Here is a 16895-nt window from a genome sequence, read left to right on the forward strand (position 1 = left end):
ACCTACTCATTAAATACTAAAATAAATGTAATATTATCCATGCCGCCATTTTTTAAAGCGAGATCCAAAAGTTTATCCTTTGCAACTTCCGGAGTATTTTCTTTTATTATTTTAAAAATCTCTTCATCAGGAATCATATTAGTAAGCCCATCTGAACAAAATAAAAATATGTCTCCTTCTTCAATTTTTAAAGTGTTTACAGAAACGTCTATATCAGCTGTCGTTCCAACAGCTTTTGTAAGCACATTTTTCTTGGGATGATTCTTTGCCTCTTCCTCAGTGATTTCTCCAATTTCCTTTAAGTAATTTACAAAGGAATCATCTCTTGTGATTTGCTCTATATCTTTATTTATCTTATATATTCTTGAATCGCCAACATTTGAATAGATTAAAATATCTCCTAAAATGATACCGGTAGATACTGTTGTACCCATGCCTCTGTAATCTTCATTTTCTTCAGAGCTTTTAAATATTTTTCTATTGGCATCCCTAATTGAAGAAGACAAAATTTCAATTGCATCTTCAAGACTATTAACTTCCTTTGCATTTTCAAAATCAGAAGCAATTATTTCTGTTGCCATCTTAGATGCTTTTTCACCAGCAAGATGACCACCCATTCCATCAGCCAATATATATAAATTTTTTGATTCATTTACAAAATAACTGTCTTCGTTGTTTTTTCTGTAATTGCCTACATTTGTTGCTGATACAACTATCATTTATTTCACCTCAACTTTGCGCCTAAGTTGTCCACATGAAGCGCTGATGTCCCTTCCTAGTTCTCTTCTTATAGTCACATTAAATCCTCTTTTTTCAAGTTCCTTTTTAAATTCATTTATTTCTATTTTGGAAGGTCTTTTTTCGTCAAATTCATCAATTGGATTTAATGGTATTAAATTAATATGGCATTTTAAATTTTTAGCAAAATTATAAAGCTCCTCAATATTTTTTTTACCATCATTTTGATTTTTAATCAAAGTGTATTCAAAAGTAATTCTATTATTTGTCTTATTGACATAATATTCCAAAGATTTTTTCAATTCTGCTAAATTAAATTTTCTGTTAATTGGCATAAGGGCTGACCTATCACAGTCATTTGTTTGATGAAGACTAATTGCAAGATTTATAGGCAAGTTATAGTCTGCTAATTCATAAATTTTATCTGCTACTCCGCAAGTTGATATTGTAATATTCCTATAACTTGTGTTGTGTCCCTTTTCATCATGAAGAAGTTTTATAAATCTCATCACTTCTTGAAAATTATCAAGAGGTTCGCCACTTCCCATTAAAATAAAATTAGAAACCTTGATATTTAATCTATTTTCAATTTCGTAAACCCCACTTAACATTTCTGCAGCCGTAAGGTTTCTCACAAGACCAGATTTTGTAGATGCACAAAAATCACAACCCATTCTACAACCAACTTGCGTTGAAATGCACTGAGAATAACCGTGCTTGTACTCCATGAGGACACCCTCTATTAAGTTTTCGTCTTTTAGTTTAAAGAGAAATTTTTTTGTCTCGTCTAATTTTGAATCAAAACTTTTATAAATTTCAACTTTATTTATCTCTTCATTTTTTATTATAGAAATTGCCTTAGCCGAAAGATTTGAATTTTCTATATCATATCTCTTTTTGTCGTGGAAAAAAGTAAAAAGTTGAGAGCCTCTAAAAGCCTTCTCACCATTTTTTTCAAAAAAATCGCGCAATTCATCTTCATACATAGAATTTAATTCCATTAAACCACCTATTCATCTACTCATTATACCATTAGACCCTGACAAATAAAAATGAAATTAAAAAAATTAACAAAATAAAAGGACTGTCTAGTCACAGCCCAATCTTTTCTAAAAGAGTTATAGAAAAACCGTCCGTTCCATCTACTGATGGAAATAATTTTAATACTTCTTTATCTCTTAAATTTTTTATTTTAAAATTTTTATTGTTTTTTAAAAATTTATTTATTACATCTTCATTTTCAATTTTTGAAAGGGAGCAAGTTGAATATAGAATTCTTCCCTTATCTTTTACATATTCTTTTGCTTTTTCTAAAATTTCTATCTGAATTTCTGAAAGTTCCCTTATGTCTTCTATGCTCTTATTCCATTTTATGTCTGGTTTTTTTCTATAAAGTCCTGTTCCCGAACAAGGTGCATCAACTAAGACATAATCAAATTTATTTATGAACATCTCCTTTAAAACTCTAGCATCATTAACCATTGTCTTAATGTTTTTTATTCCAAGTCTCTTGGCATTTTCTTCTATTAATTTTATTTTCCCCTTTGATTTATCACAAGCAATAATCTCGCCAGTGTTATTCATAATTTCTGCAAGATGAGTTGTCTTGCCACCCGGCGCAGCACATAAATCTAAAACCTTACTACTTTCCCTTGGATTTAAAAACGTTGAGACTAAAATTGATCCAAGGTCCTGCACATAAAAATGTCCTTTTTTGAAAAATTCTGTATTGATTATTCCCTTTGGATTTAAAATATTTAGAGCATTCTCATACATTGTCTCTTCTAATTCAAAACCAAGGTCCTTTAAATTTTTCATTAATTCTCTTTTATTAGTCCTGAGAGTGTTTACTCTAATTGTAAAGGGTGGCTGTTCATTATTCGCCTTCAAGAGTTTTTTTGTAAAATCTTCCCCATAATTTTTATAGAAATATTCTGTATAAAACTTTTGATGAGAATAAAAAGTAGATAAATTTTCAATACTGTCTTCAATTTTAACTTGTGGAGCTTCCTTTTTTGAAATACTTCTTAAAATTCCATTTGTAAAAGAAATCGAACCTCTATTCCCATAAATTTTCGCAAGATTTACCGACTCATGGACAATTGAATAATCTGGAACTTTATCCAAAAAATACATTTGATAAATTGCCATCTCTAAAATACTTAAAATAACTTTATGAATTTTATTAATCTTTACTTTAGAATTTATCTTTACTACATAATCTAAATAAGATCTGTTCCTAATTACTCCAGTCGTTATTTCTTTTATAAAATTATAGTCCCTTTCATCCATATTTGATTTTTTTAGAATTTCTAGACTTTCTTCTAAAAATGCCCCCTTGTAGAGGACATCGTTAATTATTTGTAATGCTTTTTCCCTAGTGTTTTTCATTAATCTCTTCTTCCAAATATGCTAAGTAGTTTCAAAAATTGTCCTATTGCAACTATTGTCGATGCAACATAAGTAAGTGCTGCTGCATTTAAAACTTCCTTAGTCCCTGTCAAATCTTCTTCAGTTATAATTCCATTTGCAAGTTCTTTTTTTGCTCTATTTGATGCATTAAACTCCACAGGAAGCGTAACTATTTGAAATAAAACTGCAAAGAAAAATAGAGCGACGCCAAGTTTTGTAAAAAAAACTGAAAAGAAAAATCCGAGTATTATTAATAAGAAACTTACTTGAGTTCCCAAATTTGCAAGAGGAACTAGAGCACCTCTAATTTTTAATGGTGCATATTCAACTGAATCTTGAATTGCATGACCTACCTCGTGAGCGGCAATGGAAACTGATGCAATAGAATTTTTGTAGTAAACATCACGAGATAAATTTAGAGTCTTATCCCTTGGGTCATAGTGATCTGAAAGTTTTCCATCGACTAAATTTATGTTTACATAATTTAGTCCATTTCTGTCTAAAATTTCTCGCGCAACTTCTGCTCCACTTAGATTTGTGGAAGATCCAATTTTACTATATTTTTCATAAGCGGAACTTATTTTTGCCTGTGCGTAAAATGCTAAAATAAGTCCAGGTAAAATATAAACTAAATAGCTGTAATCATACATATAAAAATATGGAAACATCATTTTCCTCCAATCACATAATTTTCTTCAAATTTATTTCCTCTGAGAAAATTATCAATTCCCATGGCTTTTTTGCCAGGTGCCTGTATAACTTTTACTGAAATAGCTCCATCCTTTGTCTTGATAATTAATTTCTTATCTGAATTTAAAATCGTTCCTGGAACTTCAATGGCTGAATTTTCAATTTCTTCTGCATCAAAAATTTTATAAACCTTGTCGTCGTAATTAAATTTAGCACCATAGTGTGGACTAAGCCCTCTTACTTTATTTACAATATTTTTTGAATTGTCGTGAAAATCTAAAATTAGGTCATTTTTTAAAATTTTATTTGCATAAGTTTTTTTTGAATCATCTTGTTCAGTAAATTTGACTTTATTTTCTTCAACTTCATTAATAAACTCTTCTAAAAGATCTGCCCCCATTAATGAAAGTTTATCTTCTAATTCTCCAGCATTCATATTTTTAATTTCAATTTCTTTTACAGACGAAACTGCGCCAGAGTCAAGTCCTTCCTCTACTTTCATAAGGCTGACTCCAGTTTTTTTATGTCCCTCCATAATTGCTCGATTAATTGGAGCAGCTCCTCTTAATTTTGGAAGAATTGATGCGTGAACATTTACAATATATTTTTTTGGGATATCAATTATTTCTCTAGATAATATTTGTCCATAGGCAACAACTACAATAATATCCGCATTAACTTCTCTTAGTTTATTTATAGAATCTTCTGAATTTACGTCAGCAGGTTGAAAAACTTCTAATCCTAAATTTTCAGCCTTAATCTTTACTGGAGTTTTTGTGAATTTTTTACCCCTTCCCTTTCTCTTATCTTCTTGAGAAACAACTAGAGCAACTTCACCAAGATTATTTAATCTGTCTAAAATAGGAACTGAAAATTCTGGCGTTCCCATAAAAATAAATCTCATTTTTATTCACTCTCCGCTTCAAACATTTCAATTGCCTTGTCTGTGTATAAAATTCCATCTAGGTGGTCAATCTCATGTTGAAGAATTCTAGCTAAAAAATCCTCAGCTTCCATAATTTTTTCTTCGCCAGATAAATCATTGTATCTAACTTTTACATCTTTTGCCCTCTTGACACTTCCTTGTTTTCCAGGAACTGAAAGACAACCTTCCAAGGAAACTTCTTCACCTTCTTTTTCAATAATTTCAGGATTAATCATGTAAAATCTATTGCCATTTTCACCGTCCCTATTGTCAATTACAATAATTCTTTTTAAAATTCCAACTTGTGGTGCGGCAAGACCTACTCCATAAGCTATATCCATAGTTTCGTACATATCCTCGATTAAAACTTTTAACCTATCACTATAATTTGAAACTACCTTTGATTTTTTTCTAAGTATTGGATCTCCATCCGTTCTAATTTTTCTTATTGCCATATAATCACCTAAAATCTATATTTAAAAATATTTTATTATCTTCTTCTATCTTACTATTATTAATTACCCTTTTAAGCCCATCTATTAACATAGCTAAGTCCTTTGGCTTTACCTTTACAGAAAATTTAGTTCTATTTATACTTTTTATTTTTGGCATCTTAATAAATTTTGTTACCATTAATTCTATATTTTTCAAATCAATAAACATTTGGTGTAAAAACCTTTCTGCCCATACTTGAGTTAAATTTTCATCGTATGAGGAAAATTCGAATTCAATTAATTTTGTATAAGGGGGATATAAAAATAATTTTCTCTCTTCAATTTCATAATTGTAAAAATCAACATAATCGCCAGTGGCAGAATATTTTATAATTTCGCTGTCGGGACTATATGTTTGAATAATTACCTCGCCTTTTTTTGATGCACGCCCAGCTCTACCTGAAACCTGAGTAATAAGTTGAAAAGTTCTCTCTTTTGCCTTGTAATCAGAAATGTAAAGAGACATATCAGCTGCAACAATTCCAACTAAAGTTACATTTTCAAAGTCAAAACCCTTTGAAACCATTTGCGTTCCAATAATAACATCTGCTTCCCTATTTTTTACAATTTCATAAAATTTATTGAAAGAATCTTTTTTTGTAGTGGTATCTCTATCCATTCTAAGCACACGTGCCTCAGGAAACAACTTTTTTACTTCTTCTTCAACCTTTTGTGTTCCCACTCCAAATTGTTTGATAAATTTTGAACCGCAACTTGGACATACCTTTGGAAGTGGTTTTGTACTTCCACAGTAATGACAAATAAGCCTATTCTTTACCTTGTGATAAGTCATAGAAATATCACAATCATCACATTTTATAACTTCTCCACAGGATCTACATGAAATAAAATTAGAAAAACCGCGACGGTTTAGAAATAAAATTATTTGTTCCTTCTTTTTTAATTTTTCTTCCATTGCCTTTTTGAGTTCTCTACTAAAAATAGAAATATTTCCCATAATTAACTCGTCTCTCATGTCCACAATTTTTGTTTCTGGGAGAAAAGCACCTTTTTTTGCTCTATTCTTTAACTCACATAAATTGTAAAAATTCTTCTTTGCATAAAAATATGTTTCAATGGAAGGAGTTGCGGAACCAAGAACAACTTTTCCGCTATGCTTCATTCTCTTTATTGCAACTTCAATAGTATCGTACTTTAAATTATCGTGGAATTCATAAGAAGAGTCGTGAGATTCATCTATTATAATCATTTTTAAATTTTTAAAGGGAACGAAGACTGCACTTCTTACACCAACAACAATTTTTACTTCTCCATTTAAAACTTTTCTATACTCATCATATCTTTCCCCTGAAGAAAGCTTTGAGTGAATAACTGCAACTTTATCTCCAAATCTTCCCTTAAATCTATCTATCATTTGTGGAGTAAGCCCAATTTCTGGCACTAAAATTATTACTTCCCCACCCTTTTCTATTACCTTCGATGCAAGATTTAGATAAACTTCAGTCTTCCCACTTCCTGTAAGCCCATGAAGTAATGAAACAACTTTGTCAGTTTCTATTATACTTTTAATAGCTTTTTGTTGTTCTTCGTTTAAGACTATTTTTTGTGTTATAAATTTTTTTTCAACTGGCTCTCTATTTATTTCCTTTTTATATTCACAGATTAAGTCTTTTTTTATTAAAGATTTTATTGGAGAATAAGAAATTCCAAGGCTCGTCATTACATCAACTCTTGATATATCTTTTCTATCTTTTATAAAATTAAAAACTTGAGTTTGCTTTTCGCTCATACCTTCCAAATTTTTTGCGTCAAAATTTTCAGATATTTTAAGATAATTTACAAGCTTTGGCTTCACCATAACTAAAGAGTCGTAAATATATTTAACAAAACCCTTCGCTCTTAATTTTTTTATAAAGTTCTTCTCATCCTCGCTTAAATCTTCAAAATATTTATTTGTGTCAATGGAATTTAATTTTTCAAGATCCCTTCCCTGAGGGTATTTTTCTACAATAATTTTCTTTTTAATTTTTTGTAAGTTTCCAGGAGGTAAAATTGGAGAAAATGCTTTTGAATATCCAATTAAATACCTATCCTTCATCCAAAGTCCAAGTTCAATTAAATCCCTTGAAATAATTGGCTCATCATCAAGAACTGAATGAATTTCTTTTAACTTATCTAAGTGTTTTTCATAATAATTTGCATGCAAAAAAAGGACGATACCAACTCGGTAACTATTGCCAAAATTCACAAGAACACGCATACCTGGTTTAACATCATCTTTTACGATATATGTATAAAGCTTATCAATTTTTTGAAAATTATTTTCTATAAAAATATCTGCAAACACATTTTCACCTACAAAAGAGCTAGATTTCTCTAGCTCAAAAGTTTTAATACTCTATCTAAAATTTCTTTTGCGAGATCGGATTTACTCATAATTTCTAAATCATCAGTTTTATTATTACTGATAATAGAAACTATATTAGTGTCACTTCCAAAACCTGCACCCTTTTTCTTAATGTTATTTACAACAATCATGTCGAAATTCTTTTTTACAAGTTTTTCCTTTGCATATTCGTAAATATTTGTTGACTCGGCTGCAAATCCTACTATAATTTGATTCTTCTTAAGGCTTCCATAATGAGCAGCAATATCTGGGTTTTTTTCCATTTCAATTAAATTCATTTTACTGTCATTGCCCTTTTTAATTTTTTCTTCACTATAAAATTTTGGTCTATAATCACTTGGTGCGGCAGCCTTAATGAGTACATCGCAATCGTCAAAATATTTTCCAACAGTTTCATACATATCGCGAGTAGTTTTAACTCTTACAAAATTGTCGACTTTTGGAATGTCTATTTTAGTTGGTCCAGAGATTAGAGTTACCTTTGCTCCTCTTTTCTTTGCATTATCTGCTAAAGCATAACCCATTTTCCCTGAAGAATAATTTGAAATAAATCTCACTGGATCAAGTGGCTCAACAGTAGGCCCAGCAGTAATAACAATATGCTTTCCATCTAAATCTTTTTCTGTTAACGCTCTGTCTATTTCGTCCACAATTTCACTTGGCTCCAGCATTTTTCCACTTCCATAATCATTGCAAGCTAAAAGATCTTCTTTAGTATCTAAAATAATTACTCCTCTTTCTCTAAGAGTTTCCATGTTTTTTTGATTAGCCTCAGATTCTAACATTACTGTGTTCATTCCAGGTGCAATTATTATCTTTGACCTAGATGCAATTAAAACTGTAGTGAGCATATCGTCTGCTATTCCATTTGCAAATTTTCCAATTACATTTGCAGTTGCTGGTGCAATAACAATAATATCTGCCCATTTTGCAAGAGAAATATGCTCCACATCCATGTTAAATAGTTGATTAAACATTTCACAGTGCACTGTATTGTTTGACATAGTCTGAAAAGTAAGAGGAGTAACAAATTCAGTTGCATTTTTAGTCATTACAACCTTTACTTCTGCTCCTAATTTTCTAAGTAAACTGCAAATTCCAGGTGATTTATAAGATGCAATTCCACCTGTTACACCAAGTAGAATCTTTTTGCCCTTTAACATTTTATTCCTCTTCCAATTCTTCTGAATTTAATTTTTCAATACTTTCTTGTTTAATTTTTTCAATTAATTCTTCTTTTTCTTCTGCGATTTTCTTTTCATATTGAGAATCAGATAATTTTTCTCCAAATTTAATTTTCCCAGCCATAATTTCTTCTAAAGCAATTGTAACTGGCTTTTCACTCTTCGTGTCAACAAGTTTTGGATTTCCGTCAATTATCTTTCTAGCTCTCTTTGAAACTAAAATTGCAAGCTCATATCTAGAATTTGCAACTTCTCTTAAATCTTTAAAAGATGGTATTATCATTTATTTCTCTCCTCTTCTGCTTGGACTTCCTTTTTGATGTTTTTATGTCTTTTTACTCTTAATTTTTCTGCAGCAATAATAGTTTCTATATCCTTAACGGCATTATCTATTACATCATTTATAACAAAATAATCATATTCACCAACAAAATCAAGTTCCTTAAAGGCATTTCTATATCTTGTTTCAATTTCATCTTCAGTTTCCGTATCCCTCTTAACAAGACGAGATTTAAGTTCATCCATAGTAGGAGGAATTAAAAAAATGAAGACTGCTTCTTTGTATTTTTCTTTAATTTGTAAAGCTCCCTGTACATCAATTTCTAGAAGTACGATTTCGCCCTTTTCAATTTCATCAAAAACAAACTTTTTTGGTGTACCATAATAGTTCGTATGAACAAAGGCATGTTCCAAAAGTTCATCATTATCAACCATTTTTTCAAATTCTTCTCTTGTTGCAAAAAAATAATTTTCACCATTAACTTCACCTGGTCTAGGTGTTCTCGTAGTTACAGAAGTTGAAAAAATTATATCGTCATTGTTTTTCATAAGGGCATCACTTACAGTTCCCTTTCCAGAACCAGAAGGACCTGATAAAACTAATAAAAATCCGCCGTCCAAATCATCACCATCCTAATTATTAACTATTCAACATTTTGTGCTTGTTCACGCAATTTTTCGATTTCAGATTTAAGTAGAACAACTTTACTTATAATTTCGATATCATTTGATTTTGAACCAATTGTATTAGACTCCCTATTCATCTCTTGAATAAGAAAATCTAATTTTCTTCCAATGGCTCCCTTTGAATTTATTATATCATTAAAATTGTCTATATGTATTTTCAATCTAGTAATTTCTTCATCAATGGAAAGCTTGTCGAGCATTATTGCAATCTCAGTCAAAATTCTATCCTCATCTATTTCACTTGAGTCAAGATATTCGCTGACTCTCTCTCTAAGTCTTTTCTCATTTTCTTTAAGAGTAATTGGAGATCTTTTTTCTATAAAATCAGTTAATTTTTTAATTTCTTCAAGTTTAACTAGAAAATCATTTTTAATTTTTTCTCCTTCTATATTTCTAGCTTCGACAAGATCCCTTGCGGCAAATCTAACGACCTCTAATAGCTCTTCTTTAATATAATCTCCCTCAAATTCAACTTTTTGAGGCTTAAAAATATTTGAATCTTCAATTAATTTTGAAAAAGAAAGATCTTCTATAACTCCAAATTTTTCCTTTAAATCTTTACTTATACTAATATACTTATTTAAAAGCTCATAGTCAACATCAATTTTAACATCTTTGGAGTTTAGGTATTCAAAATTTATAAATACATCAACTTTACCTCTTTTAATTTTGTCCTTAATAAAAGATTTCACAGATTCTTCTGCATACAAAATAGAACTTGGCATCCTTACATTTATATCAAGGAATCTATTATTAACAGATTTCATCTCAATTTTGATATAAAAATCATCACTTTTCTTTTCAAAAAGGCCGTAGCCAGTCATGCTATTCATAAAAAACTCCTTATAAAGAATGAAAAGCACTATAAAGTGCTTTTCAGTTTTATTTTACAACAATATTTACTATCTTATTTGGAATATAAATTTTCTTTATAACTTTCTTTGATTCAGTATTTTTAGCAAAAAGTTCGTTCTTTTCAGCTACTTCAAATACCTTGCTTTCAGATTCATCTCTTTCAATTTTAATAGTATACCTAACTTTACCATTAAATTGAACTGGAATTTCTATCTCATCATCTATGGTTATCTTTTCATCAAATTTAGGCCAATCTTGTTCTGATAAAATTCCGCCTAAATCACATATTTGCCACAATTCTTCAGTAATATGTGGAGCTACTGGATTTAGTAAAATTAAATAAGCTCTGAAATCTTCTTTTGTGATTTTTCCAACAGAATTAAACTTATTTGAAAGTGTCATAAGTTGTGCTATTGCAGTGTTTGCCTTTAGATTTGCATAATCTTCAGTGACTTTTTTAATAGTCTTATGAATTTCTGAAACTAAAGCTTCGCTATAATCTTCTCCATCTACTACAATACTTTGTAAGTTCCAAACTCTTTCCAAAAATCTTCTACAACCCTTAACTCCATTTTCTGACCATGGAACAGGCTTTTCAAAATCACCAATAAACATTTCATAACATCTAAGTGTATCAGCGCCATAATCCCTTACAATATCGTCTGGATTTACAACATTTCCTCTTGATTTTGACATTTTTTCGTTGTTGTTGCCTAAAATCATGCCATGAGAAGTTCTCTTTTTATATGGTTCTTTAGTTGGAACTACTCCAATATCATACAAAAATTTATGCCAAAATCTTGAATAAAGTAAGTGTAGTGTAGTATGTTCCATACCACCATTATACCAATCTACTGGAGTCCAATATTCAAGTGCTTCTTTACTTGCAAGTTCTTTGTCATTATGTGGATCAGTGTATCTCAAGAAATACCAAGATGACCCTGCCCATTGTGGCATAGTATCTGTTTCTCTTTTTGCAGGTCCTCCACATTTTGGGCAAGTAGTATTTACCCAATCAGTCATCATTGCAAGTGGTGATTCACCAGAATCAGTTGGCTCATAATTTTCAACTTTTGGAAGTAAAAGTGGAAGTTCTTCTTCAGGAAGAGCAACATAACCACATTTATCACAATGAACTATTGGTATTGGCTCTCCCCAATATCTTTGTCTTGAGAATAACCAGTCTCTAAGTTTATAGTTGACCTTTCTATCTCCAAGATTGTTTTCTTCAAGATAGTCTATCATTTTAGCAATAGCGTCTTTAACTTCAAGACCATTTAAAATGCCTGAATTTATCATTTTTCCAGTAGATGTTTCAGTATTTGCATGTTCACTTACGTCAGAACCTTCGATTACAGGAATTATTTCAAGACCAAATTTTTTTGCAAAATCATAGTCACGGTCATCATGAGCAGGAACAGCCATAATTGCTCCAGTTCCATAAGTCATAAGAACATAATCTGAAATCCAAATTGGTATTTCTTTATTTGTAAGAGGATTAATTGCTTTAATTCCCTTAATTTCAACACCAGTTTTATCTTTTTCAAGTTCAGTTCTTTCAAAGTCACTTTTCTTCGCAACTTCATTTTTATAAGCATTTATTTCATCTAAATTTTCAATCTTATCTGCATGGTTTTTAATTAATGGATGTTCCGGTGCAATTACCATGTATGTTGCTCCGTAAATTGTATCTGGTCTAGTAGTGAAAACTTCAAGCTTTTCGTCAAAGTCCTTGAGTGAAAAGTTTATACTTGCCCCTTCACTTCTTCCAATCCAGTTTTTTTGTTGTGTTACAACTCTTTCTATGAAGTCAAGGTCATCGAGGTCATTAATAAGTCTGTCTGCATACTCTGTAATCTTTAGCATCCATTGACTTTTTACACGCCTAACAACCACTTCTCCACATCTTTCACATTTTCCACCGACAACTTCTTCATTTGAAAGTCCAACTTTACAAGAAGGACACCAGTTTATTGGCATCTCTTTTTTGTAAGCAAGTCCATGTTTAAAAAGTTGTAAAAAGATCCATTGTGTCCACTTATAGTATTCAGGGTCAGTTGTATTAATTTCTCTTGACCAATCAAAAGAAAAACCAATAGATTTTAATTGCTTTTTAAAATGTGCAATATTATTTTTTGTAACAGTTGCAGGGTGAATTTTGTTTTTTATTGCATAATTTTCAGTTGGCAAACCAAAAGCATCCCATCCCATTGGATAAAGTACATTATATCCTTGCATTCTCTTCATTCTTGAAACTATATCAAGAGCAGTATAAGGTCTTGGATGTCCTACATGAAGTCCTTGTCCTGATGGATAAGGAAATTCTACAAGAGAGTAGAATTTTTCTTTGTCAGAATTATTTTCACATACAAAGGACTCATGTTCATCCCAAAAGTCTTGCCATTTTTTTTCTATTTCACTTGGTATATATTTTTTCATATTAACTCCTAAAATTCAGCATTTCCAACAGTTCTTGGGAATGGAATTACATCTCTTATATTTTTCATTCCAGTTATATACATTACAGCTCTTTCAAACCCAAGACCATAACCAGAATGAACAACAGAACCATATCTTCTCAAATCAAGATACCAATCATAAGTATCCATATTCATTCCAATGTTTTTCATTTTTTCTTCTAGCACTTCAAGCCTGTGTTCCCTTTGGCTTCCACCAATGATTTCACCAACTCCAGGAACTAAAAGGTCCATTGCCGCAACAGTCTTTTCATCATCATTTTGATACATATAAAAAGCCTTTATTTCCTTAGGATAATCAGTTACAAAAACTGGTTTTTTGTAAACTTCTTCTGTAATATATCTTTCATGTTCAGTTTGAAGATCAATGCCCCAGCTTACAGGATAATTAAATTCTCTATCAGCTTTTTCAAGAATTTCAATGGCTTCTGTATATGTTATTCTTGCAAATTCATTATCAACTACAATTTGTAATCTTTCAAGAAGACCTTTATCAATGAAATTGTTGAAAAATTCCATTTCTTGTGGCGCATTTTCAAGTACATAAGAAATTATATATTTTAACATTTCTTCTGAAACATCCATATTTACATTTAAATCAGCAAATGCCATTTCTGGTTCTATCATCCAAAACTCAGCTGCATGTCTTTGAGTATTTGAATTTTCTGCCCTAAATGTAGGTCCAAAAGTATAAATATTTTTGAAAGCCTCTGCAAATGCTTCTGCCTCAAGTTGACCAGATACAGTTAAATGAGTCTTTTTGTTAAAAAAGTCCTTTGAATAATCAACTTCTGTTGGATTAGATTTTGCAATACTTTCTATATCAAGTGTTGTTACTTGAAACATTTCTCCTGCACCTTCAGCATCTGATGTTGTAATAATTGGAGCGTGAACATAAATAAATCCCCTTTCTTGGAAGAATTTGTGAATCGCAAAAGCAATTAATGATCTTACTCTAAAAACAGCATTAAAAGTATTGGCTCTAGGACGGAGGTGTGCTATTGTCCTTAAATATTCCAATGTATGTCTCTTTTTTTGTAGAGGATAAGATGGATCAGATGAGCAAATTGCAACAATTTTATTTGCTTGAAGTTCAAAAGATTGATTCTTTCCCGGAGATTTTACAACCTTTCCACTAACTTCTAATGATGAACTAATTGGATATTTTTCAATTACATCAAAATTTTCCAAGTCTTTTCCATAAACTACTTGAATTGGTTTAAATGTTGTACCATCTGTAAGCTCAATAAAACCAAAATTCTTTGATGATCTACTTGTTTTTATCCAACCATTTAATAAAATTTCTTTATCTAAAAAATCTTCTGGATTTTTAAAAATATCTCTAATGCTAATTGACATAATTCCTCCTAATTTGAACTACTAATATGTTACTTAAGTATATAATATTTAAGTATATAATTAAACCTCTAATTTGTCAATTTTACACATTTTAAACCAATCAAATGAAATAAATGCAAAATTAAATAATAGAAAATAGATAAAAATCCTAATTAATTAAATTAATCAAAACTAAAAAGGAATAACATTATCTATAAATATGATTATATCAAATCAATGAATACTTTAATAAGTTTAATAAGATTTTGATAGAAACTTTATCTTAATTTAGCTCTGTTTAAAAAACAAAATCTATTAATAGGTAAAAGTCCTATTAATAGATTAACATATAGAATATTTATTTTTATGTTTTGTATCTCATTTACAGAAGTATATTATCATTTATAATCTTCTGCTTCATTTACTTGTTTTGAATTTATAAAATAAAACATAAATACTGTTGCTGTAATGGAGTTTAAAAAAATCATAGGCAGAGTATAATAATCTAAGCTAAAAATTATTCTTTTTAAAATTATAAATAATACAAAAATGAATATAACAAAAACTTTATTTTTAGCACTTTTTAAAAATCTTTTTATATTATTTATGGACTTATCTTGAAGTGCAAATACAGATAAATGAGTTAGCCAAATAAATAAAATTACATAACGTGAAATGTCGCTCGCTTTTAATTCTTCATCTGTAATATTGGCATCAAAAAATTCCTCTACTCGAGTTCTACTGATTTTTTGTTCTCCTCCTGTGGGTAACTGTATAGTGTCTTTATAATTAAGTGTTATAAATAAAAAGAATATGAAAAACATAATATAAATGAAATTTACTACTTTTCTATATTTCATGACCATACACCTCTAAAAATAATATTATAGCATATGTAAAACTGTAATGTTTTTACTATACATAAAGTCCAATACAACAGATTATGTGATGTCATCTATTCTACTATGTGCATTTTCACGATCATTAATGTTTTTAATAGCTAAACCGTTACTTATATTTTTTCTAATAATCTTTTTTGCCGCAATAGTTGTTGACAATAAATCTATAATAGAAGAATCCCCATTAATAAATTAACATATAGAATCTTTATTTTTATGTTCTGTATCTAATTTAGAAGAGCACAGCTCATTTTAAACCATCTAAATACTTTTTAATAATCTCTTCATAACCAATATTTTTTGGTTCATAATACTTTCTGCCAATAAAATTATCTGGCATATAAGTTTGATCTACATAGGAGTTTTTATAATTATGTGGATACAAATAATTTTCATTAGTTTCATTTTGCGGATTGTGCTTGTCTCTAATAATTTTAGGAATAATTATATTACTTGAATTTCTGACATCCGCCATGGCTTTATTAATACCAAGATAGGATGCATTTGATTTCTCTGAGGATGCAAGATAAGTTACAGTCTGTGCTAAAATAATTCTAGCTTCAGGCATTCCCACAGCGTTGACACTATTAAAACACGCTGAAGCCATGACCATTGCTTGTGGATTTGCGTTCCCCACATCTTCTGATGCAAAAATCATAAGTCTTCTTGCAATAAATTTTATGTCCTCTCCACCTTCAAGCATCTTTGCAAGATAAATAAGAGCTGCATCTGGGTCAGAGCCTCTCATGGACTTTATAAAAGCAGAAATTGTATCGTAATGCTCATTATTATTTTTATCGTATTTTACATTTTTTATTAAAAGAGAATTTTCTATTACATTTTCATCCACTAAAATTTTCCCATCAATTTTATCCGTTGAAAGAATTGCAATTTCTAAACTATTTAACAAAAATCTTCCATCTCCATTGGAGTTTTTTATAAGAATTTTTTTTGCCAGATCTGTGATCTCTATATTATTATTGCCAAATCCTCTTTCCCTATCACTTAAAGCCATTTCTAATATTTTGAATAAATCCTTGTCTTCAAGTGGAAATAAATTTATTATTTGCATCCTAGACAACAAAGCTCTATTAACTTCAAAATATGGATTTTCTGTTGTTGCTCCAATTAAAGTTATTACTCCTCTTTCTACAAAAGGCAAAAGTGCATCTTGTTGCGTCTTATTAAATCTATGAATTTCGTCAATGAAAACTATTGTTGAAATATCGTGAAACTTCATAGAGTCTTCAGCCTTTTCCAAAACCTCACGAAGTTCTTTTAAGTTTGATGTGACAGCAGAAAGTTTTATAAAATTTTTATTTGTAGTCTTTGCAATTATTTCTGCCAAAGTGGTTTTTCCAACTCCAGGTGGACCATAAAATAAAATTGAGCTAAGTCTGTCGCTTTTTATAAGTCGTGAAAGATATTTTCCCTCGCCAATAACATGATCTTGTCCTACAAACTCAAGCAAATTTCTAGGTCTCATCCTATCGGCAAGAGGTGCCTGCTTCATTAAATTTTTTTGCATGCTAAGTTCAAATAAGTCCAT

At 30.1% G+C, this 16895-nt stretch carries 15 protein-coding genes; all 15 read right to left on the minus strand.

Annotated features, from left to right (window positions below; translation table 11 throughout):
* Nucleotides 1-2 precede the first annotated feature (2 nt).
* A complete protein-coding gene (locus ACQRC6_RS00375; RefSeq protein ID WP_427847225.1) occupies nucleotides 3-719 on the minus strand; it encodes a Stp1/IreP family PP2C-type Ser/Thr phosphatase in 717 nt (238 codons plus the stop codon).
* Nucleotides 720-1739 carry a 23S rRNA (adenine(2503)-C(2))-methyltransferase RlmN gene (gene rlmN / locus ACQRC6_RS00380; protein ID WP_427847226.1) on the minus strand — a complete coding sequence of 340 codons (1020 nt, stop codon included), beginning with the start codon at nucleotides 1737-1739 and terminating at the stop codon, nucleotides 720-722.
* A 91-nt stretch (nucleotides 1740-1830) separates the two neighbouring features.
* Nucleotides 1831-3129: a 16S rRNA (cytosine(967)-C(5))-methyltransferase RsmB gene (gene rsmB / locus ACQRC6_RS00385; protein ID WP_427847227.1), complete on the minus strand. Its 1299-nt coding sequence runs from the start codon at nucleotides 3127-3129 to the stop codon at nucleotides 1831-1833.
* Nucleotides 3129-3821: a zinc metallopeptidase gene (locus ACQRC6_RS00390; RefSeq protein WP_427847228.1), complete on the minus strand. Its 693-nt coding sequence runs from the start codon at nucleotides 3819-3821 to the stop codon at nucleotides 3129-3131. Before ACQRC6_RS00390 ends, rsmB begins: the two co-directional genes overlap by 1 nt.
* The gene (gene fmt, locus ACQRC6_RS00395; protein ID WP_427847229.1) at nucleotides 3818-4744 is read right to left on the minus strand and encodes a methionyl-tRNA formyltransferase; all 927 of its coding nucleotides are present in this window, start codon (nucleotides 4742-4744) and stop codon (nucleotides 3818-3820) included. The genes ACQRC6_RS00390 and fmt overlap by 4 nt, the downstream gene beginning before the upstream one ends.
* Before the next feature lie 2 nt (nucleotides 4745-4746).
* A complete protein-coding gene (def, locus tag ACQRC6_RS00400; protein WP_427847230.1) occupies nucleotides 4747-5220 on the minus strand; it encodes a peptide deformylase in 474 nt (157 codons plus the stop codon).
* Between the two features lie 4 nt (nucleotides 5221-5224).
* Nucleotides 5225-7567 (minus strand): primosomal protein N', encoded by a 2343-nt coding sequence (priA, locus tag ACQRC6_RS00405; RefSeq protein ID WP_427847231.1) that lies wholly within the window; start codon nucleotides 7565-7567, stop codon nucleotides 5225-5227.
* A 29-nt stretch (nucleotides 7568-7596) separates the two neighbouring features.
* Complete coding sequence (gene coaBC / locus ACQRC6_RS00410) at nucleotides 7597-8790, minus strand: bifunctional phosphopantothenoylcysteine decarboxylase/phosphopantothenate--cysteine ligase CoaBC (protein ID WP_427847232.1); 1194 nt, start codon at nucleotides 8788-8790, stop codon at nucleotides 7597-7599.
* 1 nt (nucleotide 8791) lies between these two features.
* Nucleotides 8792-9094 (minus strand): DNA-directed RNA polymerase subunit omega, encoded by a 303-nt coding sequence (gene rpoZ / locus ACQRC6_RS00415; protein ID WP_320850198.1) that lies wholly within the window; start codon nucleotides 9092-9094, stop codon nucleotides 8792-8794.
* On the minus strand, nucleotides 9091-9711 hold the full coding sequence (gene gmk / locus ACQRC6_RS00420) for a guanylate kinase (protein ID WP_293557902.1): 621 nt from the start codon (nucleotides 9709-9711) through the stop codon (nucleotides 9091-9093). The genes rpoZ and gmk overlap by 4 nt, the downstream gene beginning before the upstream one ends.
* Before the next feature lie 23 nt (nucleotides 9712-9734).
* Entirely contained in the window at nucleotides 9735-10610 is an 876-nt protein-coding gene (locus tag ACQRC6_RS00425; protein WP_427847233.1) for a YicC/YloC family endoribonuclease, read from the minus strand.
* Between the two features lie 49 nt (nucleotides 10611-10659).
* Nucleotides 10660-13071, minus strand: a complete 2412-nt coding sequence (gene leuS / locus ACQRC6_RS00430) for a leucine--tRNA ligase (protein ID WP_427847234.1) — start codon at nucleotides 13069-13071, stop codon at nucleotides 10660-10662.
* Nucleotides 13072-13079: 8 nt separating this feature from the next.
* A complete protein-coding gene (gene asnS, locus ACQRC6_RS00435) occupies nucleotides 13080-14468 on the minus strand; it encodes an asparagine--tRNA ligase (protein WP_427847235.1) in 1389 nt (462 codons plus the stop codon).
* 377 nt (nucleotides 14469-14845) lie between these two features.
* Complete coding sequence (locus tag ACQRC6_RS00440; protein ID WP_427847236.1) at nucleotides 14846-15307, minus strand: hypothetical protein; 462 nt, start codon at nucleotides 15305-15307, stop codon at nucleotides 14846-14848.
* A 286-nt stretch (nucleotides 15308-15593) separates the two neighbouring features.
* A complete protein-coding gene (locus tag ACQRC6_RS00445) occupies nucleotides 15594-16895 on the minus strand; it encodes a replication-associated recombination protein A (protein WP_427847237.1) in 1302 nt (433 codons plus the stop codon).

Source organism: Peptoniphilus sp. SGI.035, assembly GCF_050315115.1.
Classification (GTDB): Bacteria; Bacillota; Clostridia; order Tissierellales; family Peptoniphilaceae; genus Peptoniphilus_A.

What these genes read in the sequence shown, in the direction of transcription:
- ACQRC6_RS00375 (WP_427847225.1), bottom strand. Translation starts at nt 719, where the DNA reads ATGATAGTTGTATCAGCAACAAATGTAGGCAATTACAGAAAAAACAAC.
- rlmN (WP_427847226.1), bottom strand. Translation starts at nt 1,739, where the DNA reads ATGGAATTAAATTCTATGTATGAAGATGAATTGCGCGATTTTTTTGAA.
- rsmB (WP_427847227.1), bottom strand. Translation starts at nt 3,129, where the DNA reads ATGAAAAACACTAGGGAAAAAGCATTACAAATAATTAACGATGTCCTC.
- ACQRC6_RS00390 (WP_427847228.1), bottom strand. Translation starts at nt 3,821, where the DNA reads ATGATGTTTCCATATTTTTATATGTATGATTACAGCTATTTAGTTTAT.
- fmt (WP_427847229.1), bottom strand. Translation starts at nt 4,744, where the DNA reads ATGAGATTTATTTTTATGGGAACGCCAGAATTTTCAGTTCCTATTTTA.
- def (WP_427847230.1), bottom strand. Translation starts at nt 5,220, where the DNA reads ATGGCAATAAGAAAAATTAGAACGGATGGAGATCCAATACTTAGAAAA.
- coaBC (WP_427847232.1), bottom strand. Translation starts at nt 8,790, where the DNA reads ATGTTAAAGGGCAAAAAGATTCTACTTGGTGTAACAGGTGGAATTGCA.
- rpoZ (WP_320850198.1), bottom strand. Translation starts at nt 9,094, where the DNA reads ATGATAATACCATCTTTTAAAGATTTAAGAGAAGTTGCAAATTCTAGA.
- ACQRC6_RS00425 (WP_427847233.1), bottom strand. Translation starts at nt 10,610, where the DNA reads ATGAATAGCATGACTGGCTACGGCCTTTTTGAAAAGAAAAGTGATGAT.
- leuS (WP_427847234.1), bottom strand. Translation starts at nt 13,071, where the DNA reads ATGAAAAAATATATACCAAGTGAAATAGAAAAAAAATGGCAAGACTTT.
- asnS (WP_427847235.1), bottom strand. Translation starts at nt 14,468, where the DNA reads ATGTCAATTAGCATTAGAGATATTTTTAAAAATCCAGAAGATTTTTTA.
- ACQRC6_RS00440 (WP_427847236.1), bottom strand. Translation starts at nt 15,307, where the DNA reads ATGAAATATAGAAAAGTAGTAAATTTCATTTATATTATGTTTTTCATA.
- ACQRC6_RS00445 (WP_427847237.1), bottom strand. Translation starts at nt 16,895, where the DNA reads ATGGACTTATTTGAACTTAGCATGCAAAAAAATTTAATGAAGCAGGCA.